This window comes from Marinobacter sp. DS40M6 (assembly GCF_028581595.1).
Classification (GTDB): domain Bacteria; phylum Pseudomonadota; class Gammaproteobacteria; order Pseudomonadales; family Oleiphilaceae; genus Marinobacter; species Marinobacter salarius.
Window position 1 is genome coordinate 378,435 of sequence record NZ_JAFCAE010000002.1, and the last position, 19,948, is coordinate 398,382.

At 58.2% G+C, this 19,948-nt stretch carries 22 protein-coding genes; 12 read left to right on the plus strand and 10 right to left on the minus strand.

What is annotated here, in order from left to right; genetic code table 11:
• Positions 1-8 precede the first annotated feature (8 nt).
• From thpR to JJO78_RS05710, 3 genes are read right to left on the minus strand one after another with little or no spacing between them, the layout of a single operon-like run.
• On the minus strand, positions 9-581 hold the full coding sequence (gene thpR / locus JJO78_RS05700) for an RNA 2',3'-cyclic phosphodiesterase (protein ID WP_075195885.1): 573 nt from the start codon (positions 579-581) through the stop codon (positions 9-11).
• Positions 574-1,158, minus strand: coding sequence for a CPBP family intramembrane glutamic endopeptidase (locus tag JJO78_RS05705; protein ID WP_177190601.1), 585 nt, complete (start codon positions 1,156-1,158; stop codon positions 574-576). The genes thpR and JJO78_RS05705 overlap by 8 nt, the downstream gene beginning before the upstream one ends.
• Positions 1,159-1,164: 6 nt before the next feature.
• A complete protein-coding gene (locus JJO78_RS05710; protein ID WP_036204434.1) occupies positions 1,165-1,488 on the minus strand; it encodes an antibiotic biosynthesis monooxygenase family protein in 324 nt (107 codons plus the stop codon).
• Between the two features lie 312 nt (positions 1,489-1,800).
• On the opposite strand from JJO78_RS05710, the gene JJO78_RS05715 reads away from it, so the two are divergent.
• The 6 genes from JJO78_RS05715 to JJO78_RS05740 all read left to right on the plus strand — a co-directional run bounded on the left by JJO78_RS05715 (position 1,801) and on the right by JJO78_RS05740 (position 6,603).
• Positions 1,801-2,007: a cold-shock protein gene (locus JJO78_RS05715; RefSeq protein WP_007151952.1), complete on the plus strand. Its 207-nt coding sequence runs from the start codon at positions 1,801-1,803 to the stop codon at positions 2,005-2,007.
• Between the two features lie 171 nt (positions 2,008-2,178).
• Entirely contained in the window at positions 2,179-3,030 is an 852-nt protein-coding gene (phnC, locus tag JJO78_RS05720) for a phosphonate ABC transporter ATP-binding protein (protein WP_075195886.1), read from the plus strand.
• Positions 3,027-3,890 (plus strand): phosphate/phosphite/phosphonate ABC transporter substrate-binding protein, encoded by an 864-nt coding sequence (gene phnD, locus JJO78_RS05725; protein ID WP_036204430.1) that lies wholly within the window; start codon positions 3,027-3,029, stop codon positions 3,888-3,890. The genes phnC and phnD overlap by 4 nt, the downstream gene beginning before the upstream one ends.
• An 8-nt stretch (positions 3,891-3,898) precedes the next feature.
• Entirely contained in the window at positions 3,899-4,729 is an 831-nt protein-coding gene (gene phnE / locus JJO78_RS05730) for a phosphonate ABC transporter, permease protein PhnE (protein WP_075195887.1), read from the plus strand.
• Between the two features lie 9 nt (positions 4,730-4,738).
• Positions 4,739-5,749 (plus strand): phosphonate dehydrogenase, encoded by a 1,011-nt coding sequence (locus JJO78_RS05735; RefSeq protein ID WP_075195888.1) that lies wholly within the window; start codon positions 4,739-4,741, stop codon positions 5,747-5,749.
• Positions 5,743-6,603, plus strand: coding sequence for a LysR family transcriptional regulator (locus JJO78_RS05740; protein WP_075195889.1), 861 nt, complete (start codon positions 5,743-5,745; stop codon positions 6,601-6,603). The genes JJO78_RS05735 and JJO78_RS05740 overlap by 7 nt, the downstream gene beginning before the upstream one ends.
• A gap of 21 nt (positions 6,604-6,624) precedes the next feature.
• Here the strand turns inward: JJO78_RS05740 and JJO78_RS05745 are convergent, their stop codons facing one another.
• Complete coding sequence (locus JJO78_RS05745; RefSeq protein ID WP_075195890.1) at positions 6,625-7,296, minus strand: SDR family oxidoreductase; 672 nt, start codon at positions 7,294-7,296, stop codon at positions 6,625-6,627.
• A gap of 192 nt (positions 7,297-7,488) precedes the next feature.
• Here JJO78_RS05745 and JJO78_RS05750 point away from each other — a divergent pair, with 192 nt between their 5' ends.
• The 3 genes from JJO78_RS05750 to JJO78_RS05760 all read left to right on the plus strand — a co-directional run bounded on the left by JJO78_RS05750 (position 7,489) and on the right by JJO78_RS05760 (position 10,390).
• Positions 7,489-8,514: a 2-dehydropantoate 2-reductase gene (locus JJO78_RS05750; protein WP_075195891.1), complete on the plus strand. Its 1,026-nt coding sequence runs from the start codon at positions 7,489-7,491 to the stop codon at positions 8,512-8,514.
• A 178-nt stretch (positions 8,515-8,692) separates the two neighbouring features.
• Positions 8,693-9,472, plus strand: coding sequence for an SGNH/GDSL hydrolase family protein (locus JJO78_RS05755; RefSeq protein WP_036204420.1), 780 nt, complete (start codon positions 8,693-8,695; stop codon positions 9,470-9,472).
• A gap of 66 nt (positions 9,473-9,538) precedes the next feature.
• Positions 9,539-10,390, plus strand: a complete 852-nt coding sequence (locus JJO78_RS05760) for a lipase secretion chaperone (protein ID WP_075195892.1) — start codon at positions 9,539-9,541, stop codon at positions 10,388-10,390.
• A 9-nt stretch (positions 10,391-10,399) separates the two neighbouring features.
• On the opposite strand, the gene JJO78_RS05765 is transcribed toward JJO78_RS05760, so the two are convergent.
• On the minus strand, positions 10,400-11,479 hold the full coding sequence (locus tag JJO78_RS05765) for an alpha/beta hydrolase (RefSeq protein WP_036204418.1): 1,080 nt from the start codon (positions 11,477-11,479) through the stop codon (positions 10,400-10,402).
• A 215-nt stretch (positions 11,480-11,694) separates the two neighbouring features.
• Between JJO78_RS05765 and JJO78_RS05770 the strand changes: the two genes are divergently transcribed.
• From JJO78_RS05770 to JJO78_RS05780, 3 genes are read left to right on the plus strand one after another with little or no spacing between them, the layout of a single operon-like run.
• Positions 11,695-12,522: a zinc-dependent peptidase gene (locus tag JJO78_RS05770; protein WP_273623084.1), complete on the plus strand. Its 828-nt coding sequence runs from the start codon at positions 11,695-11,697 to the stop codon at positions 12,520-12,522.
• Positions 12,506-13,672: an AI-2E family transporter gene (locus JJO78_RS05775; protein ID WP_036204413.1), complete on the plus strand. Its 1,167-nt coding sequence runs from the start codon at positions 12,506-12,508 to the stop codon at positions 13,670-13,672. Before JJO78_RS05770 ends, JJO78_RS05775 begins: the two co-directional genes overlap by 17 nt.
• Before the next feature lie 49 nt (positions 13,673-13,721).
• Complete coding sequence (locus JJO78_RS05780; protein WP_075195894.1) at positions 13,722-14,177, plus strand: MgtC/SapB family protein; 456 nt, start codon at positions 13,722-13,724, stop codon at positions 14,175-14,177.
• A gap of 54 nt (positions 14,178-14,231) precedes the next feature.
• Here the strand turns inward: JJO78_RS05780 and nuoN are convergent, their stop codons facing one another.
• Genes nuoN through nuoJ form a run of 5 tightly spaced genes read right to left on the minus strand, consistent with a single transcriptional unit; the run spans position 14,232 to position 19,915 of the window.
• Complete coding sequence (gene nuoN / locus JJO78_RS05785; protein WP_075195895.1) at positions 14,232-15,671, minus strand: NADH-quinone oxidoreductase subunit NuoN; 1,440 nt, start codon at positions 15,669-15,671, stop codon at positions 14,232-14,234.
• Positions 15,671-17,206: an NADH-quinone oxidoreductase subunit M gene (nuoM, locus tag JJO78_RS05790; protein WP_075195896.1), complete on the minus strand. Its 1,536-nt coding sequence runs from the start codon at positions 17,204-17,206 to the stop codon at positions 15,671-15,673. The genes nuoN and nuoM overlap by 1 nt, the downstream gene beginning before the upstream one ends.
• Complete coding sequence (nuoL, locus tag JJO78_RS05795) at positions 17,203-19,071, minus strand: NADH-quinone oxidoreductase subunit L (RefSeq protein WP_075195897.1); 1,869 nt, start codon at positions 19,069-19,071, stop codon at positions 17,203-17,205. Before nuoL ends, nuoM begins: the two co-directional genes overlap by 4 nt.
• Positions 19,068-19,376, minus strand: coding sequence for an NADH-quinone oxidoreductase subunit NuoK (nuoK, locus tag JJO78_RS05800; protein WP_075195898.1), 309 nt, complete (start codon positions 19,374-19,376; stop codon positions 19,068-19,070). Before nuoK ends, nuoL begins: the two co-directional genes overlap by 4 nt.
• A complete protein-coding gene (gene nuoJ, locus JJO78_RS05805) occupies positions 19,373-19,915 on the minus strand; it encodes an NADH-quinone oxidoreductase subunit J (RefSeq protein WP_075195899.1) in 543 nt (180 codons plus the stop codon). Before nuoJ ends, nuoK begins: the two co-directional genes overlap by 4 nt.
• Between the last annotated feature and the right edge of the window lie 33 nt (positions 19,916-19,948).

A 19,948-nucleotide genomic window follows, 5' to 3' on the forward strand; every position in this document is an offset into this window, starting at 1 on the left:
ACATCGTGTTAGCGGCAAAGTCTCTCGGGATTTCCGGCGAGGGGAAACCGTTCAATGATCTGATAGACAGACCCATGAGCCCCCTGTGTGCTTTCAAACAACGCGATCCCGCCCACCGAAAAGGTCCCTATAGGTTGTCGTTCCTGAGACTCAAGCAATTCGGCGACTGACCCACGCTGCCTCTTGAAACGAGCCAACGTGATATGTGGGCAGAACGGGCGTTTTTCCTGCTCAAACCCAGGCATGCACAGACTCTGGTTAAGCACCTCGTGAAGCTCAGCCAGTTTATCCGCTGGCTGAACTCCGGCCCACAGATTTTTTGGAAAGTCCGGTCGGCCGAAGCAGCCCAGGCCGCAAACGGTGAGATCAAATTGTCCAACTGGCAGGTTTCGGGCAGCATCACATACATCTGGCAACCGCTGCCTGGCCACACTACCGAGAAATACCAGCGTAAGATGCAACTGATCCGGTCGCTGCCAGCGCGCCCCTGCAACCGGTTGCTGAATTGACACCAGACGCTGCTTCACCGAATCGGGGATTTCCAACCCGAAGAACAGACGATGTGTTTCTGGTTTATCCAACCCGCACCCCAAACCATTCCGGAAACCGACGCAGACAGTACAGCGCAATCATGTCGTAAACACCATGCCAGACCATTACCAGCAGCAGGCTGTCCGTCAGTGCATACGCTACTCCCAACACCACTCCCAACCCGGTCGCCAATAGAAAGTAGGTGAACGAAAGATAATGCACCATGCCAAACAGCACCGACGCAGCGACTATCGCAACCGCATCGTGGGTGTGTTGGGCCAGCCAACCCTGGATCGCCCCGCGGAACAGCAATTCTTCACCGACTCCTGCGAAGACTGCCAAGGCTACCAGCACCGACCAGGAATACTCGCAGGCGAAACGATGCAACTGCTCCAGTTGGGATTCCAGAGAGTCACGAAGCCGGCCCGGAAGCCAGGTCAGCATCATGATCACGACGTACGTTGCCACACTGCCGGCCACTCCCCATAGAACGACCGAGCCAAAGCTCAAACCATCGTACTGAACCGGTATACCGAACAGAAAAATCGCCAGCAGCCCCACCACACCAATGCCGGCCTGGAATCCCAATGCGGCCGTGGATGGGATCTGCGGGCGTTTTCGAGCCATGGCCACTCATCTACCTCGCTTGCCAGGCGGCATAACTACCCACTCAGGGTCCTCGAATTCGCCAAGCGGCGTAATTTCGCAAAATGGCGCGGCGCTGCGGATGATTCGGGCCACTTCCGGGTTATGCTGCCCTTCCATGGCATCCCGCTGCTCTTTGCTGTCCCAACTGGCGATGGCAATCAGCACATTCGGGTCACCAATTTTCCGGTGCAGCTCTGTTCCGCGCGCGCCCGGCGCCTGCTGGATGATCTCGCTGGCACGAACCCAGGCATCGGCGTATTCCTCTGCCGTGTGCCCTTCTCGTATGCGAACCTCGAAGATGTATTTCATGAGTTCACCCTCGTTCCAAACGGCAATTTCCCAAATAACGGGCCTCTGACTCTCAGAGTAATTGTTTTGATTTTGGATCGCATCGGTAAATGCCTACAAATAAACTTGGCAATTCCGGGGACATAGGAGTAAAGTTCGTTTCGTAGGAAAGATTTAGCACAGCATTTCACGAATAAGACGCATCTCTGTTGTTTTGGTAGTTGTCCGTCCTGTTTTTGATTCCGCGCGTTTTTTGTTTCCGCACAACGCTGATCAGTCATCGTTCAAGATGGTCTGGCGGCACATTAAATTATCGATTTCAGGATTATGATTATGTCGACTACTACCGGTACTGTTAAGTTTTTCAACGAAGCAAAAGGCTTTGGTTTCATCACTCGTGAAAGCGGCCCTGACGTATTCGTTCACTACAGCGCTATTCAAGGCGGCGGATTCAAGACCCTGGCAGAAGGCCAGCAGGTTGAGTTCACCGTAACTGACGGCCAGAAAGGCCCTCAGGCAGAGAACGTTGTTGCTGTTTAAATAACAGTCAGCACGTTTGAAAAAGGCAGCTTCGGCTGCCTTTTTTTATTGCCCCTTCATAATTTCGTCATTGACCTGTCACCTACCTGACACTGTTTTGTCACCCTCAAGGATTACCGTTGCATTGTAACTCGCAATAAAGCGAGCTTATGTATTGCAAAAGGTGATTCCATGCCGTCTGTGCATTCCCCCGATATGATGCTCCGCATCGAGGACATGGGAGTAACATACCCCGGCAACGTCCTGGCGCTGCGACCTACCACCGTCGAGTTCCACAAAGGTGAGTTTACGGTACTACTCGGCCTTTCGGGCGCGGGCAAATCGACCCTTCTGCGTTCACTCAATCATCTGGTGCAACCCACCACCGGCACGGTGATCTCGGCTGAGTTCGGCACCCTGAAGACCAGCAGGACGGTCCGCCGGCACCGATGTAGAACTGCCATGGTCTTTCAGCACCACCAACTCATCGAACGACATACCGCGCTCCAGAATGTACTCACAGGCCGGCTTGCCTACCACAGTACGTGGCGCAGCCTGTTTCCCCTACCGAGGGCGGAACTGGAGTACGCCTTGCGTTGCCTGGAGCGTGTTGGTCTTGGTGAAAAGGCCCTTGCGCGGGTGGATCAACTGTCTGGCGGCCAACAACAACGGGTGGGTATCGCCCGCGCCCTGGCGCAACAGCCGTCCATGATCCTCGCGGATGAGCCTGTCGCCAGTCTGGACCCCGCAACGTCCGAACGGGTACTCACACTCTTGCGCGATATCTGCCGGGAGGACGGTATCACCGCCGTAATGTCACTGCACCAGCTGGAGTACGCCCGGCGGTTTGCCGATCGCATCATCGGCCTGGCAAACGCCCGGATCGTATTCGATGCGGAACCGGCAAAGCTGGAGCAACACCATCTTGATGAGATCTACCACAGCGCGAGCGTTGCAGTTTCCGACCCCGGCAAGACCGCCGCGCAGCCCTCCCACCCTCAACCATCGAACCATCCCACCAAGCAACTGGAGATCGCCCAATGAAACCGTTATTCAACCTCGTGTTAGTGCTCTGCCTGATGATGGGAATGAACATGCAGGCCTCCGCAGCAGACCCCAACCCGGATCTGCTGAAGGTCGCCCTGCTCCCCGATGAAAATGCCTCTGAACTGATCAAGCGCAACCAGCCTCTGAAAGACTACCTGGAAAGCACCCTCGGGAAAGAAGTGGAACTGATCGTCACAACGGACTATTCGTCCATGATCGAAGCCATGCGCTTCGGCCGTATCGACCTTGGCTATTTCGGCCCACTGTCCTACGTGATGGCGAAGAGTAAAAGCGACATCGAGCCTTTCGCCGCCATGATTGTAGACGGCAAACCCACGTACCGTTCCATCCTCATCGCCAATGCGGACTCGGGCGTGAAGTCCTATGACGATATCAAGGGCAAGAAAATGGCCTATGGCGATCGCGCCTCCACCTCAAGCCACCTCATCCCCAAAACGGTGCTGCTTGAATCTGCCGGACTGGAAGCAGACAGGGACTATGAAGCCCACTTCGTCGGCAGCCACGATTCCGTTGCGGTGAACGTGGCCAACGGCAACGCTGAGGCCGGCGGCCTGTCGGAAGTCATCTTCCAGCATGTCATGGACCGCGGCCTGATTGATCGCGATAACGTCCGGATTCTTGGCTACAGCGGCGAGTTCCCACAGTATCCGTGGGCCATGCGGTCAAACCTGAACCCGGACCTCAAGGCAAAGATACGCGACGCCTTCATCAGCATTAATGACAAAGAAATCCTGAACAACCTTAAGGCCGAGGGGTTTGCCGCTATCGAGGATTCCGACTACGACGTGATCCGCAAGATGGGCGGCCTGCTCAACCTTGATTTCGCGAAGATGTAAGAGGCTTTATGACTCACACGACGACGGAACCGGCGGCCCTGTCGCCGGCTCCGTCGGCTTCCGTGCTGGACGAACACGCACGGGGCTGGCGGAGCAAGCTTTGGCAGGCAGGCCTGGTACTGGCGGTGGTCTTTTTCGCCAGCTGGTACGTGAACCTGCTCGACTTCCGCACCCTTGCTAACGGCGTCCCCGCGATCGCCACCCTGTTGCGAGAGTCACTACCACCTGATTTCACCAATGTGATGGACTGGATGTCGCCCCTGCTGGACACACTGGCGATGAGCATCGCCGGCACCGCGATTGCGGTTTCGGCCTCTGTGCCCCTGGCTTTTCTGGCGGCCCGAAACACCACGCCCCACCCTGCTGTGTTTCACCTGACCCGCACCCTGCTGAACGGCCTGCGTTCCGTACCGGAACTCATCATGGGCATTATTTTCGTCGCGGCCGTGGGTTTTGGCGCACTGCCAGGGGTACTGGCCCTTGGCCTGCATTCAATCGGTATGGTCGGCAAGTTCTTCGCAGAAGCCATAGAGCATGTGGATGAAGCCCCCGTTGAGGCCGCTGATGCCTCCGGAGCTACGCGTTTGCAAGTACTCTGGCACGCGGTTCTGCCGCAGGTGCTACCACAGTTTGCCGATGTGTCTATCTATCGCTGGGAATACAACTTTCGCGCCTCCACCGTCATGGGCATGGTCGGTGCCGGCGGTATCGGCTTCGAGCTCATGGGGTCGTTGCGCATCATGCAGTATCAGGAAGTCAGTGCCATCCTCATTGTCATACTGCTGATGGTAACGATGGTGGACAGCCTGAGCGGCCACCTCCGTAAGACATTCAAATAAGGACAGCGAATGAAACCAAGAGTTGTCATCACTCACCGGGTCCACGACAGTATACTTGCCAGCCTGGAGCCCCACTGCGAGCTGATCACTAACCAGTCTGCCGTCACCCTGCCACCGGATTCGGTGAGAGCTCGCGCGGCTACGGCCGATGCCATGATGGCGTTTATGCCAGATCGCGTTAGCGAGGAATTTCTGGTGGCCTGCCCCGACCTGAAAGTGATCGGCGCTGCCCTGAAGGGATTCGATAACTTTGACGTGGACGCCTGCACCCGTCACGGAGTCTGGCTGACCTTCGTGCCCGATTTGCTGACCGTGCCCACCGCCGAACTCACCGTTGGATTAACCATAGGCCTGATTCGCCAGATCCGGCCAGCAGACCAGTTCGTCCGTTCCGGAGAATTCCAGGGCTGGCAGCCTCAATTCTATGGCCTCGGCATTGAAGGCTCGACCATTGGTATTGTGGGCATGGGAGCCATCGGCAAAGCCGTGGCTACACGGCTCCAGGGCTGGGGCGCACGAATACTGTACTCACAACCGGAAAGCCTACCGGCTGCCGAAGAAGACGCCCTGGGCCTTTCCAGATCAGAGCTTGATGACCTGCTGGCCGAATCCGACATCGTCATACTGGCCCTGGCGCTTAATGAACATACCCTGCACACGCTCAACGCTGACCGCCTGCGCCAGATGAAACGCGGTAGTTTTCTAATCAATCCCTGCCGGGGTTCCGTCGTGGACGAGGCAGCCGTTCTGCAATCGCTGACGTACGGACATCTGGGTGGCTACGCGGCGGACGTGTTTGAAATGGAAGACTGGGCCAGACCGGACCGCCCGCAGCGGATTGATCCGGCACTGCTGGCCCACCCGAACACCCTGTTCACCGCACACACGGGCTCGGCCGTCAGGGACGTGAGATTTGCCATCGAACAGCGGGCAGCCGACAACATCCTTCAGGCGCTCAGAGGCCATCAGCCCCAGGACGCGGTCAACTCACCGCTCGAACCCAAGGGAACAGTATGCTGAACCTGGTCTGGCTCAAGAGTTTTATCACCCTCGTTCAGCACCGCAGTTTCCAGGCCGCCGCCAATCACCTCGGCATCGCCCAGCCCACCCTATCCCAGCACATTCAGAAACTGGAGGAGCAGCTGGACGTATTATTGATCCAACGCGGCAAGTCCGGTTGCGAACCCACCAGGGCGGCCCAGGCGCTGATGCCGTTCGCCCTAAGCATGTTACGCCTGGACCAACGCGCGCGGGAGGCGGTCACGGGAACAAGTCTGCGGGTAGGTGCCAGCTCCAACATCGGTATCTACATGCTGCAGCCTCACGTTCGCTCCTTCATGGACCGGAAGACCTCTCCGCACGTGGATCTGGTGATCGACAATAACCCCGCCATCGCACGACAGCTCACCAGCGGCGAATTGGATATCGCAGTCATGGAGTGGTGGCACCCCAAGCCCGGCTTCCAGGCCCGTGACTGGAAACAGGAGCCAGTGGTGTTGATTGTGCCGCCTGGCCACCCCTGTGCCGATATGACGCAGATCAACCGGGAAGCCCTGGCAGGAATGACGCTGCTGGGCGGCGAGCCAGGGACCGGCACTGGCCGTTTATTGGCTAATTTCTTTGGCGACGACGGGCCTTTTCCGGAGGTATCGATGCAACTGGGCAGTACCGAAGCTGTAAAGCAGGCGGTCAAGGCGGGGGTGGGTATTTCGCTGGTGTTGGCGGCTTCGGTCACTGACGAAGTGCGAGCAGGCACCCTGCGAGCCATCCCCGTCAGCGATCCCGGGCTTGCCAAGGAACTGGTGGTTATCTGCCCCGAGACGATTGCCCGGCATCCACCGGTCTCCAGCTTTGTCAGCCACCTATGCCACTGAGCGAGGCCCCCTGGCAAGTTATTACCAGGGCAGTTCCTCACCATTGCTGTGCCAGAAGGAGCCCGTGTTTTCCAGGTTAAGGCCCTCGATTCTCGCCGCCAAGCCCTTTGCTGACTCCTCGGGCGTAATCAGTCCGCCGAAATTCACCATACGGGTTTGCACATAACCGGGATGGAGCTGGGCCACCGCAATGCCCTTTGGCTTAAGGTCCATCGCCAGGGACTTGCCAAAGGCGTTCAGCGCCGCCTTGGACGCACGATAGCCATAGCGGCCGCCAGAGTCGTTGTCCGCGATGGAGCCCATCCGGCTGGTGATGTTGGCAATCTTACCGCCGTAAGGTATCTGGGACACCAGCGCTTCCGCCACCCTCAATGGCGCGTAAGCGTTGATTTCCATCTGGGTACGAATGGAATCGAAATCAATGCTGCCCAGTTTTTCATCCTGCAGCAGGCCGGCATTATTGATCAGCAGGTCGATCGACTGGCCCTTCACGCCGTCAATCAATGACTGAAGTCCACTTGCCGTGGTGACGTCAACAGATTCAATGACTCGAGTCGCCACCTCCTTGAGCTCGGGAGACGCTTCCCGACATACGCCAATCACGTCACAGCCTTCACCTGCATAGTGACGGGCCAACTCAAGCCCGATGCCGCGATTGGCCCCGGTAATCACAACGGTTCTTTGTTCAGGCATGACAGCCTCCTGTTATTGGGATAAAGGTCCGTTATACGGACTCACCACTGCAGTGTTCAACCCTCAAGTTGAGAGAAAAATCGCCGGGCACTGTCGTTAGCGGGAAAGATCATCTCGACCCGTAGCTCCGCCTGATAGTTGACTCTCGCGGGCAGCCCTTCCACTATTTGGGAAAACAATAAGGCAAAGCCCGTGACGCAGAGTTCTTTCAAGGTCGTTATATTTGGCGCTGGCAGTATCGGCTGTTACCTCGGAGGCAGGCTGCTTTCTTCCGGTGTGAACGTGGTCATGGTGGGCCGAAAGACCATGCAGGAGCGCCTTCGAACCTCCCCACTGACGGTCACTGACTATGAAGGGTTTCGCTTCCACAGCCAGTTGGCCGAGCATCAGTATGTGACCTCTGCCGAGGCGGCAGGCAACGCCGATCTTGTGCTGGTAACGGTCAAATCCGCCGCCACCTCCGAAGCCGGCAAACAGCTCGCGCCCTGGGTGAGCAAGGGCATACCGGTGGTCAGCCTGCAAAACGGAATCTCCAACGCAGAGCACCTCCAGGCCGCTATGCCCAACGCCAACGTATTGGCCGGGATGGTTCCATTCAACGTGCTGCAACAGGAGCCGGGGCATTTCCATCAAGGCACTCAGGGCCACCTGATGGCCGACCGGCACCCGTCACTGCAACCGGCCCTGCCCTGGTTTGAGCATGCCGGGCTCCCCCTGGAACTGCGGCGCGATATCGAATCGGTGATGTGGTCCAAGCTGTTACTCAATCTGAATAACCCGGTCAACGCCCTTTCTGGCGTTCCGCTGCTGGAAGAGCTCTCGCAAAGGGACTATCGCCGCTGCCTGGCAATGGCTCAGAGAGAGACGCTAGAGCTCCTTAAATCGGCAGGCATACCCACGGTAAAACTCACAGGCCTGCCTACCAAACTGATTCCTTCCGTGATGTCACTACCAGATTGGCTGTTTACCCGACTAGCCAAACGGATGCTCACCATCGATCCTGTTGCACGTTCCTCCATGTGGGAAGACCTCCAGGCCGGGCGCCCAACCGAAATTGACTGGATCAATGGCGAAGTGGTGAAACTGGCGGAAAAGCTGGGTACGGACGCACCGGTCAACCGCAAACTCGTGCGACTGATGCATCAACGGGAGGAAACGGAAAAAACCTGGGGTGCTTCTGAATTGCTGAATGAGCTCACCGATCACTCCAGACCATAACCTGCCGGTCAAAAGCGAACACATCGTTTCGAGAGGCCAGTCACACTCCAGCTCATCCCGCCGAAAAAGACAAAAAAACAGCCACTTCCGACCTGTTGCGCTGATCACAATTTGTGCAAGTTGCGAATGAATGGTGCCTCGCCAGGCACCATTCATCCCCAACAACGGAGACACAATAATGAACAAGATCCGACACTGTGACGAAAGAGACACCTCCTCCAAAGGCCATTCCCTGTTTCGACTCCTGGCGGTCACTGCGATGGCCATGGCTATGACAGGCTGCGGCCAGCTGGGACAACTGCTCAGCAATCCCCAGGTCTCTGATGCGGACAACGACCAGGTGATATTCCTGGGCGACTCAATCTTCGCCCTGTCCGGCAAGATCCAGGACGAACTGGAAGCCAAAGCCGGGGAAACCTTCCGCCGCTACACGGTCTCCGGCGCCGAACTCACCGGTGGGTTCCTCGCGCCCTCTGTTGTCGAGCAGTTCGCCACCGCACAGGAGGACAATCCCGACATCCGCACCATGGTTGGTAATGGCGGCGGTAACGACATCCTTATTCCGGCGATTGCCCTTGACCCATACAACTGCAAAACCCAGTGGTATCAGTTCGGCCGCCTCAGCAGCAAGTGCAAGGATCTGATCGATGATCTGTATGTGGACGGCGTGAACTATCTGAACGAATTGTCCGATGCGGGCGTGGAGAACGGCGTGCTGGTGGGTTACTACTACACCAAGAACGGCCTTTTCCGTCTTAAAAGCATGAAACAGGCGGTCGACTACGGCAACAAAATCCTCGCCAGGGCCTGCGAATATTCCACTCTCGACTGTACCTTCGTGGACCCAAGACAGGTGGTGACGGAGAGCGACATCATCTTCGATGGCATACACCCGGCCGATAGTGGCTCCCAAAAGATCGCAGAGTTGATCTGGCCGAAACTCCAGCCTTTGCTGTAACTCAACCAGGGGGCCGTCAACGACGTTGAAAGGCTCCCTGACAACCGGTGAACAGGAAAATACTTTGTGAAAACATCCCTTTGGCTTGCAGGGCTGGCCGTGGTGATTCTGGGCACGGCCGGCTTTATCCTTAGCCTGTCGACGACGCCCGTACAGCCTTTGACGTCCGAGACCTCGTCCACTCCGGTGCTGCCCGGCCAACCAGCTACATCACCGCCGGCCCAATCCCAGGGGCCATCAGCCCTGAGCAATGAAGACCTTGCAAAGCTCTCCGCGTACGAGCAATGGCTGGAAGACAACCGGCTGCTGTTGCAGGGCATGCCCATGCTCGAACGCCAGACAGCGCTCTGGGAAAAACGGGAGGCACTGTTCGGTGACGAGGCCAGCCGTATATGGGGCGAGCGGGAGTCTCCCATGCATGCGAATCAGGACGCCTTTCAGGCGGAACTGCAGCGACTGGACCAAGCCCACGAAATCACCCCGGAAGAAACCGCGCACCAGCTTAAAACCTCCGTAGAACAACTTTACAACAACGATATGGCCCGACGGCTTATTGGCCCGGACGTGATGGCTCGCACCCTGTTCAGCCTCGACGCTGTTCAGAGCCACCTCCACACCTTATCGGCAGACGCTCGCCAGGAACGCATCAACAGTCTGCGCCGCCAGATGGGCTATCCGGAAGAAGCCATCAGCCGCCTTTCAAAGCAGGACCAGCAACGCAACGAACGCTGGCAAAATGGCAAAGCCTACATGGCCGAACGAAACCAACTTGCCCGGCGCTATTCCGGAGATCAACTGGATAAAGCGCTGGACGATTTGCGTGCAGAACACTTCGGGCGCTCTGCCAAAACCATTGCCCTTGAGGAACGGGACGGATTCTTCCGGTTTGAGCGAGAGCGGCGATTTGGGGTTAACTGAAATCCGCAATCACAATCGGTGAACGTTTCGTGACGGATCATAACGAGTCGGCTTCTCAGCCACTTTTCCATTCAACGATGCTTTGAAGAAATCCAGAACTTTCGCGTTCTTTAACGGCGACTCCTCAAAGTAGGCGTGGGAATCCCCGACATGAGGCTGGCTGGTAACGTCGATATAGGTCGCCACCCTGGAATCCAGCCGGCGCAGGTAATGGCCAAGCCGGGCTTTCTGCTGTTCGCCCATTTTCAGGCGTGAGGCCTTTAGTGCTCCGTCGTTTTCGTTGATGGTGATATAGAGACGATTGCGGTAGGGAATTCGGTCCACCCACTCGGCGTGGTTCTCATTATTGGTGTCCGCGGCCACCATCACAACGTTATCGAACAACAGCCGATCTCCGCTGTACACCGAACTCCCGAGCAAATGCTTGTAGAGATAGTTCCCCATGCTGTGCAACATCAGATTCACAGTGAACGGGCAGTGCTTCTCGACTTCCTTCGCAAAGTAGCGGTCCCACGCGGCGGCGTTGTCTGCAAACCGGGCTTCCGCACGCGCCTCCAGATCCATCACGTACTGCGCATGAAAGTCGCTCACCAGGGCTTCCAGCTTCTCCAGCACGCGATTGAATGCCCCTACCGAGGCGAGGGCGTCCCGCTTGTCGCTCTTGTAGCTGAGCACGCCGTGCAACCCTCCACCATTGGCGGGCCAACTGAACACAATGACTTCAACGCCGAAGTTCTGCTCCAGCCTTTCGGCACGATCAAGCACATCAGTCATATCGTTGTTGTAACCATGAACAAACAACAGCAGGTTTCTTCCGTTCGGGCGCGCACCAGCGCCGTGGCCGGATCTCTCGATCAGTTTGCGGGCCACGTAGGCGCTCGCCGGGTAGGTATTGTCGGGATTAAGATCGACACTCTTCGCCATTTGCGGTGTGATCTGGTCAGGCAGGATATCAATATGCCAGCGGTTTCGCCGGCGGGATGCCTCCGCCAGCCGCAACTCGTTGGGGCCTTCAATGGGTTTACTGCCAAAGGCCTCACTCTCTGTGTGTTTGCTTTCATCGACGGTTCTATTGGTTACGATATACATGGAGCAGATTCCTTTATGCTTCCATGCCACGGAACGACTTGGTGGCCACTACTGATAGGAAGTAACGAAAAGTTCCCTGACGGCCGCCCTACAACCCCCTATGATGAACGGCATCAGAATTCAATCGCACGGTGGGAATGTTGCTACCCAACACCTAATTAATTAGCAAACTGAACTAAAATGTCAAATCACCACACGGCCCCGGAATCTTGCCCATGCTGATCTACACTCTCTGCGCGATTTCCGTGATTGCCGCCTCGGTTTTCTATCTGTTTTTCTACCGCAACTGGCGTCGCGAGAGACAGCTTCAAACTCCCTTTCCGGAGAACTGGCGCGCGACGCTCGAGTCCCAGGTGCCCCTATTCCCCGGGTTGCCGGCCAAGCTGAAACGACAACTGGAACAGCATGTACAGTTGTTCCTGGCGGAGAAATCCTTTTACGGCTGCGATGGGTTCGAGGTGGACGACACCGTACGCCTGACCATCGCGGGACATGCCTGCCTGCTCATCATGAACCGCAGCTATTCCGACTTCGACGACATCCGCAGTATCCTGGTCTATCCGGATGCCTATCGTGTCAGGGATATTGAGCATGATGGCCTGGTGGTGAGCGAGAGTAACGAGATTCGCGCCGGCGAAGCCTCAAGTTATGGACAGGTGGTTCTGGCCTGGACACAGTGCGAGGAAGGTGCCGTCAATCCTGCTGGGCACCACAACGTCATTCTTCACGAATTCGCCCACCAGCTGGACTATCTGGACGGCACTGCGGACGGCGCTCCGCCACTTAGCGGCGAACAGGCAAGACATTGGCAGGAAACGATGACTCAGGCCTATGAACACTTGAGACAGTCGCTTCAACATCACCAGAAGCCCTGGCTGGACCCATACGGCGCCACCGAACCCGCCGAGTTTTTTGCAGTGCTGACGGAAGCCTTTTACCAACAACCGGAGCACCTGAAAGCGGAACAGCCGGAAGTCTACGAAGCGCTGCAACGGTTTTACCGATTAGACACGGAGGCAATATCCCATGGAGAACGGCGATAAGACAAAGCGTGAGGAGTCGGGAGCAGACAACAACTCCCAGAACAGTCAGGCGCTGATTGACGCCATCAACATGCGCAGCATGTCGCTTATCACACTCACAAGTATCGCAACCCTTTATTTTATTGACTGGGCCCAGGCGGTTCTTTTGCCACTGGTGGTGGCGGTGTTAATCAGCTACGCCCTCGAACCCCTTGTCGCCACAATCAATCGGTTGAGAGTACCCCGCCCCCTGGCGGCGGCTGTGGTGTTGATTCTGCTTATCGGTATCATTGCCGGAGCCAGTATTCCCCTGAAGCAGGAAGCCATGGCTATGCTGGACAAGATACCGGTGGCCATCGAACAGTTTCAGCAGAATGAAGCCAGCCGCCCCAAGGACGGGGAAAGCATGATGGAAAAAGCGCAATCCGCCGCAAAGAAAATTGAAGCCACCGCCAGCCCCGATCAGGGCAACGAAGACGCCTCCCGATCGGGTGCAACGCCCGTGCGCGTGGTGGACGAACCCCTCGAGATCAAAGATTACGTACTTCAGGGTTCCCCGGCAGCGCTGGTGCTGATTTCCCAGTGCTTCTCGGCGTTGTTGCTGGTGTATTTCGTGCTCGCCATTGGCTCGCTGTACAGACGCAAGATCGTCAAAATATCCGGGCCATCCTTCGCACGAATGCGTAAAGCCGCCCGAATCATGAACGAGTTCCATCGCAGCGTACGACAGTTCCTGTTTGTGATGTTTGTAGGTGCCGTATTTGTGGGCGTGCTGACCTGGCTGGCGTTTTTGGCACTGGGCGTTGAACAGGCCGGCTTTTGGGGTGTTTTGGCAGGCGTCGCCAGTGCCGTGCCGTACCTGGGTCCGTTCCTGGTGCTTATGGGTACAGGTGTGGCCGCCTTTATCCAGTTTGGCGAATTGGAGATGTCGATCATTGTTGCCGGCACGTCGCTGGCCATCACCAGCGTTCAGGGCTATCTGCTGACGCCCTGGCTCACCAGCCATATCTCCAGCCTCAACGCGGTTGCCATCTTTATCGGCCTGCTGTTCTGGGGCTGGCTCTGGGGACCCGTAGGCCTCGTGGTTGCCACTCCAATCCTGATGATCGTCAAGTCATTGTGCGACCATGTCGTTAATTTACGCCCGGTCGGTGAACTGCTAGGAAAATAGACGCCCCATTCACTCATTCATCGCTTAATAACAACAAAGGAGACACACGATGTTCGACAGTGAAATCCCCCTGATGGATATGTTGTTCCGACTTTTGGCCGCGGCTGGGCTGGCCCTGTTACTGGGGCTGGAAAGGGAATTGAGAGGCAAAGCCGCAGGCCTGCGCTCCCACATGCTAGTGTCATTGGGGGCCTCGGCCTTCATTATGATGGGGATTCATATCCTGTTCGCCACTGCCGAAGGCGACCCCTCGGCACGAATCGATCCCACGCGGATCGTTGAGGGCGTCATCGGCGGCATCGGTTTTCTGGGTGCTGGCAGCATTATTCAGAGCCGTGGCAGTATTCAGGGTATTACCACTGGTGCATCCATCTGGACAGCGGGCGCAGTTGGCGTTGCGTGCGGCATCGGCAACCTCGCCCTGGCCGGCATGGTCACGGCGCTGGCGCTGATCATCATGGTGGTTCTTGGCCGGTTCGAGCACGAAGTCATTAACGATAATTAGGTCATTAACGATAATTAGGCCATTGACGATCACTGATCCGGCCAAAACCGGAGGTCAGAACGCAGCTGTCGACAGCCCGGCCACCCACTGGATCATTGGCGAGGGATAAACACCCAGCACCAGGATCAACACGGCCACGACCAGCAGCGTCAGCCCACCAATGCGGTTACCCCAGTCGTTGGTGGCGTCCATCCGGCGCATGCCGGGTTCCGGCAGGTACAGGGTCACCATCACTCTCAGGTAGTAGAACAGGCCAATGGCACTGCCTGCGACGATACCGCCCACCAGCCACCAGCGGTTTTCAGCAACCCCCAGTGCCAATACATAGAACTTGCCGATAAACCCCGCCGTGAGCGGGATGCCAGCCAGGGACAGGAAGCTCACGGTCATCACGGCTGCCAGCCATGGACGGCGCCAGAACAGCCCACGGTAATAGTGCAGTCCGGCGGCATCTTCACCACTGAATGGGCTGGACAGCTGGGTAACCACGCCGAAGGCTGCCAGTGTGGTGACAAGGTAGGTCACCAGATAAACCCCCACGGTTTCTACTGCCAGTGCCCCACCTGCAACGATAGCCACCATCAGGTAGCCAAAATGGGCAATGGAGGAATAGCCAAGCAGTCGCTTCAGGTTGGATTGGAACAACGCCAACAGGTTGCCCCACAACATGGTGATCAGGGCCAGCAGTGTTATCAGCGTGTTCAACCAGTCGCTGTTAAACACCGGCGCAACGGTCACCAGACGCAGTAACAGCACGAACACCGCCAACTTGCTGACCGTGGCGAGGAAAATGGTGGCCGGCGCAGGCCCACCCTGGTATACGTCCGGCGTCCAGAGATGAAAGGGAACAATGGAGAGCTTGAAACCAAGCCCCACCAGCATCAACACAGCCCCAGCCAGCGTCCACGCATCGGAGGTGTTTGCCAGCCCCGTCGCCAGGCCCGCCAGGTCGAGATGCCCGGTACGGGCATAGATCAACGCCATGCCAAACAACAGGAACGCCGTCGCGGCCGCAGACAGAACCAGGTACTTGATGCCGGCTTCCAGAGACCGTTCTGCCCGAAAGCTATAGGCCAACATGCCGTAGAGGGGCATCGACAGCAGCTCCAGGCTGATGAACAGGGTCGCCAGATGGTCGCTGGCCACCAGCCCCAGTGCCCCGGTCACCGCACACAAGAGCAACAGGTAAAACTCTTCCTTGGGGCCGATGTAACCGGTGAGGTAATGATGACTCAGGGCGACCGTGACCAGCGCACACAGGAGCACCAGCACGCTGCCCATTAACGCCAGCCCATCCATAGTCATCAGTGGCGGCGATGACAATGCTGTGGAGGCCACAGGCACGCAGGCCAGAGCCAATACCAGCCCAACGGCCGAAACCAACGCCGTGGCACCATGGTGCCGCTGCCAGGCTACGCCAAGCATGACGATCACCGCGGTGGCACCAACGACGATCAGTGGTATGAGTGCAACCAGATTTGCCAGGGTCAGCATCAGTTCACCTCCCCTGCGCGGCTGGCCAGTTCTGCCCCGGCTTGCTCAAACAGCTCGGCAGCCGGGCCCGCTATCGGGGCGGTAATGTCGAGTATTGGCTGAGGATAGAGCCCCACCATCACCGTCAGCACAAGCAGCACCAACATCATGCCGTATTCTCTCGCGTCCGGCCCTCTCAGGGCGCCCTGGCGGTATTCCGGGCCATAATGCACCCGCTGCATCAGCAGCAGGGAGTATATCGCCGCCAGCACCAGCCCCAAGCTGGCAATCACCACCACGACCGGCGCGCTGGGGAAGGTGCCAAACAGCACCATGAATTCACCCACGAAATTGGCGGTGGCAGGCATACCCAGGGAGGCGGCAACGAAACACAGGGTAAAACCGGGCAGCACCGGGATTCGACCCCATAAGCCGCCCATGATCCGCATGTCACGGGTGTGAATGCGCTCATACAGTTGGCCGCTGAGAATAAACAGCCCGGCACTGGAGAAGGCATGGGCCACCATGAGGATGATCGCACCCTGAATCGCCAGTTCCGAGCCTGAATACAAGGCAATCAGCACGAAGCCCATGTGGGAGATACTGGTATAGGCGATCAGGCGCTTGATGTCCTGCTGTCCACACGCCAGTACAGCACCATAGATAATGCCCACCAGCCCGAGTGTCATGGCGACAGGCGCAAACGCCTGGGACTCTTCCGGGAACAGCGGCAGCGCAAACCGCAGGATGCCGTAGGCGGCGGTTTTCAACAGGATACCGGCCAGATCGACACTGCCGGCGGTCGGCGCCTGGGCATGGGCATCCGGAAGCCAGCCATGGAATGGGACCACCGGCAGCTTCACGGCAAAGGCCACAAAGAAGCCCAGCATCAGCCACGGCGCCAGCGCCTCCGGGACCTCGGTATCCAGCAAGGTGTCGTAGCTGAAGGACAGTTCGCCGGTGTTGGCGTAATGCACGAACACCAGTGAGAGTATCGCCACCAGCATGAGCAGGCCACTGGCCTGGGTGTAGATGAAGAATCGGGTAGCGGCTCGAATCCGGGTCTGCCCCGCCGAGCCGCTGTGCCCCCAGAGCGCAATCAGGAAGTACATCGGCACCAGCATCATTTCCCAGAACAGGAAGAACAGGAACAGGTCCAGCGCCAGGAATACGCCCACAACACCACCGAGGATGAACAGCAGGTTCAGGTGGAAAAAGCCCACACGGTGGTCAATCTCGTGCCAGGAACAGAGCACGGCCAATGCACCGAGGAACCCGGTCAACGCCACCAGGATCAGCGACAGGCCGTCCATCGCCAGATGAATCTCAATACCAAAACGCGGGATCCAGGACGTTCTCCATTCCAGCAGCCAATGCCTGGTGACCTCACCCGGCAACGCAAAATCACCGGTTACCCAGAGCACCAGGCTGATAACCAGTACAAACAACATGGTGGCCAGCGCTATCCAGCGAGGCGCCCTGTCGCCCCAACGGTCCGCCTGCCAGCACAGCAGCCCACCCACAAACGGGATCAGGATCAACCACACCAGGATCATGCTAGCCCTCCCGGCAACACCGCCAGAGCCAGCAGAATGATTGTGGCGCCCAACACCATGACCAGGGCGTAGCTGCGCACGCGACCGTTCTGGCTTTTCACCAGCCCGGCGTTAAGCGCACGCGCCAATAGCGCTGGCAGATTCATCACCAGGTTCACCAGATCCACCCTCAGAACCTTCACCATCCACTGCCAAGGCTGCACCAGCACCCGGTCAAACAGGGCGTCAAAACCCCACGCATGGTGCCAGAGTGTCCACAGGCGGGCGCCTATGCCCTGCCCGACCTGTTTTGCAAGCCAGTCACGCCGCCAAAGGAACAGCCATGCTGCCAACAGCAAACCCGCAATAGCGGCACCCATGGCAAGTACCTGCAGCAGGGTATGGCCGGTTTCCGCTGCTTCTCCGGGTGCGTCCGGGAAGAGTCCGCCAAGGCCCGGATAGAGCCAGGCGCCGATAAAGGTGGACAGCACCGCCAGCACCATCAACGGCAGGTGATGAGTCAGTGGGTTGGTGCCGGGTTCCGGATGGCGGGCGTGGTCGCTTCCGGGCTCGCCATGGAAGGTGCCGAGGATCAGCCGAACCGTATAGATGCCGGTCAACACCGCACCCAGCAATCCAACAATCAGCAGTCCGGTCTGGTCAGCCGCCATTGCCTGCCACAGGATTTCGTCCTTGCTGAAAAAGCCAGCCGACACCAGTGGCAATGCCACCAGCGCCGCACCGCCCACGAGGAAGCCACCATAAGCCACGGGCAGCTTGCGCCAAAGCCCGCCAAGCCGCCGCATGTCCTGTTCGTGGTGGCAACTGATGATCACTGCCCCGGCTGACAGGAACAGCAGTGCCTTGAAGAAGGCGTGGGTCACCAGATGGAAGATCGCGGCATCGAACGCGCCTACCCCCAACGCCACGAACATGTAGCCAATCTGGCTCATGGTGGAGTAGGCCAGCACGCGCTTGATATCGGTCTGGGCCAGAGCCGCAAAAGCCGCCAGCAGCAGAGACACTGCCCCGATCACGCCGACCAGCAGGAGCACATCCGGGGCCAGCAGGAACAGGCCATTGAGCCGGGCAATCAGGTACACGCCCGCCGTAACCATGGTCGCCGCGTGGATCAGCGCAGACACCGGCGTGGGGCCAGCCATGGCGTCGGGCAACCAGGTATGCAGTGGCACCTGAGCCGACTTGCCGAGGGCACCAACAAGTACCAGTAACGTCGCCAGGTTGGCGGTGGTACTGCCTTCCTGCCACTGCTGCGGAGCCAGGGCCAGCAATTGTTGGATATCGAGTGTGCCCAGTTCCATGAAGATCAGGAACAGCCCCAGCGCCAGAAACACGTCGCCAATGCGTGTCACCACGAACGCCTTGAAAGCCGCCCAGCCATTGGCGCTGCCCCGGTAGTAATAGCCGATCAGGCCATAGCTGCAGAAACCGACACCCTCCCAGCCGAGGAACAACAACAGCAGGTTGTCTCCCAGCACCAGCAGCATCATGCTGAACACAAACAGGTTCATCCAGGCGTAGAAGCGGGTAATGCCTTCCTCACCGGTCATGTACCAGGCGGCGAACAGATGAATCAGGAAACCCACACCGGTAATCACTGACATCATCACCAGCGCCAGGCCATCCACTGCCAGGCCGATGGTGGGCTGGAAATCCCCGACGGCAATCCAGGTCCAAAGGGTTATCCCTTCACTGCCGCCTGAGTGAGCCATTGTCGCCCAGGCCGTGGCCAGCGCCGCCAGCCCCACACTACCGACGCCCACGACGGAACTGGCCAACGCGCCCATGCGTCCGCCGCTGAACGCCAGGATCAGTGTGCCCGCCAGAGGCAACAGAAACGAAAGAATCACTGCCATCGCCATCATCCACGCATCCTGCTAACGGCATCCAGATTCAGGGAGCGGAACCGCTGGTAAAGCTGGATCATCAGCGCCAGCCCAACACTGGCTTCCGCCGCCGCCAGTGTAATGACCAGCAGGAACATGGCCTGGCCGTCCGGCTGGTTCCAGGCCGTGGCCCCCACCACGAACGCCAGCGCCGCCGAGTTGAGCATGACTTCCAGGCTCATCAGCACAAACAACATGCTGCGACGCAGCATCAGCCCCAGCAACCCCAGGCTGAACAGAATGGCGGCCAGGATCAGCCCATGCTCCATGGGAACTCCCGTCATGAGTTGCCTCCCTGGTTGCGGTTGTCCAATGTCGTCTGCTTTCGCAAAGGATTTGATCGCCGGCCCACATGGGACGCTGTCACCAGGGCCGCCAGCAGGAGAATGGCGGCCAGCTCCACCACCATCAACCAGGGCCCGAACAGGGTCAGGGCCACGGCTCGTGCGGTCAGCAGCTCACCATCGATCATCTGCTCCATGCCACCCTGACCGATCAGGGCCGCCAGGGCACCCAGAAGCAGCAACGTTAGCAACGACGGCCCTGCCCAATGGCGAGGATTCCGCCAGGACGGTTCCCGCTCTGCATCCGACCGCAGGTTCAGCATCATCACCACGAACACAAACAACACCATGATCGCCCCGGCATACACGATGATTTCCAGGGCACCGGCAAACGGTGCTCCCAGAGCGAAGAACACCAGTGCCACGGCGATCAGCGACACGATCAGATACACCACCGCATGAACCGGGCTGGTGCCGGTGATCACGCCAATGGTCGCCAGCACCGCCACCAGTCCGCTGACATAGAAGGCCAGCTCCATCAGATTGCCTCCTCCGGCTTACGGTCGCTATTG

What these genes read in the sequence shown, in the direction of transcription:
- nuoM (WP_075195896.1), bottom strand. Translation starts at nt 17,206, where the DNA reads ATGATCCTGGTGTGGTTGATCCTGATCCCGTTTGTGGGTGGGCTGCTG.
- nuoJ (WP_075195899.1), bottom strand. Translation starts at nt 19,915, where the DNA reads ATGGAGCTGGCCTTCTATGTCAGCGGACTGGTGGCGGTGCTGGCGACC.
- nuoK (WP_075195898.1), bottom strand. Translation starts at nt 19,376, where the DNA reads ATGACGGGAGTTCCCATGGAGCATGGGCTGATCCTGGCCGCCATTCTG.
- JJO78_RS05770 (WP_273623084.1), top strand. Translation starts at nt 11,695, where the DNA reads ATGCTGATCTACACTCTCTGCGCGATTTCCGTGATTGCCGCCTCGGTT.
- JJO78_RS05705 (WP_177190601.1), bottom strand. Translation starts at nt 1,158, where the DNA reads ATGGCTCGAAAACGCCCGCAGATCCCATCCACGGCCGCATTGGGATTC.
- nuoL (WP_075195897.1), bottom strand. Translation starts at nt 19,071, where the DNA reads ATGATGGCGATGGCAGTGATTCTTTCGTTTCTGTTGCCTCTGGCGGGC.
- JJO78_RS05710 (WP_036204434.1), bottom strand. Translation starts at nt 1,488, where the DNA reads ATGAAATACATCTTCGAGGTTCGCATACGAGAAGGGCACACGGCAGAG.
- JJO78_RS05775 (WP_036204413.1), top strand. Translation starts at nt 12,506, where the DNA reads ATGGAGAACGGCGATAAGACAAAGCGTGAGGAGTCGGGAGCAGACAAC.
- JJO78_RS05715 (WP_007151952.1), top strand. Translation starts at nt 1,801, where the DNA reads ATGTCGACTACTACCGGTACTGTTAAGTTTTTCAACGAAGCAAAAGGC.
- nuoN (WP_075195895.1), bottom strand. Translation starts at nt 15,671, where the DNA reads ATGCTGACCCTGGCAAATCTGGTTGCACTCATACCACTGATCGTCGTT.
- JJO78_RS05745 (WP_075195890.1), bottom strand. Translation starts at nt 7,296, where the DNA reads ATGCCTGAACAAAGAACCGTTGTGATTACCGGGGCCAATCGCGGCATC.
- JJO78_RS05740 (WP_075195889.1), top strand. Translation starts at nt 5,743, where the DNA reads ATGCTGAACCTGGTCTGGCTCAAGAGTTTTATCACCCTCGTTCAGCAC.
- phnC (WP_075195886.1), top strand. Translation starts at nt 2,179, where the DNA reads ATGCCGTCTGTGCATTCCCCCGATATGATGCTCCGCATCGAGGACATG.
- JJO78_RS05765 (WP_036204418.1), bottom strand. Translation starts at nt 11,479, where the DNA reads ATGTATATCGTAACCAATAGAACCGTCGATGAAAGCAAACACACAGAG.
- phnD (WP_036204430.1), top strand. Translation starts at nt 3,027, where the DNA reads ATGAAACCGTTATTCAACCTCGTGTTAGTGCTCTGCCTGATGATGGGA.
- phnE (WP_075195887.1), top strand. Translation starts at nt 3,899, where the DNA reads ATGACTCACACGACGACGGAACCGGCGGCCCTGTCGCCGGCTCCGTCG.
- JJO78_RS05780 (WP_075195894.1), top strand. Translation starts at nt 13,722, where the DNA reads ATGTTCGACAGTGAAATCCCCCTGATGGATATGTTGTTCCGACTTTTG.
- JJO78_RS05755 (WP_036204420.1), top strand. Translation starts at nt 8,693, where the DNA reads ATGAACAAGATCCGACACTGTGACGAAAGAGACACCTCCTCCAAAGGC.
- JJO78_RS05735 (WP_075195888.1), top strand. Translation starts at nt 4,739, where the DNA reads ATGAAACCAAGAGTTGTCATCACTCACCGGGTCCACGACAGTATACTT.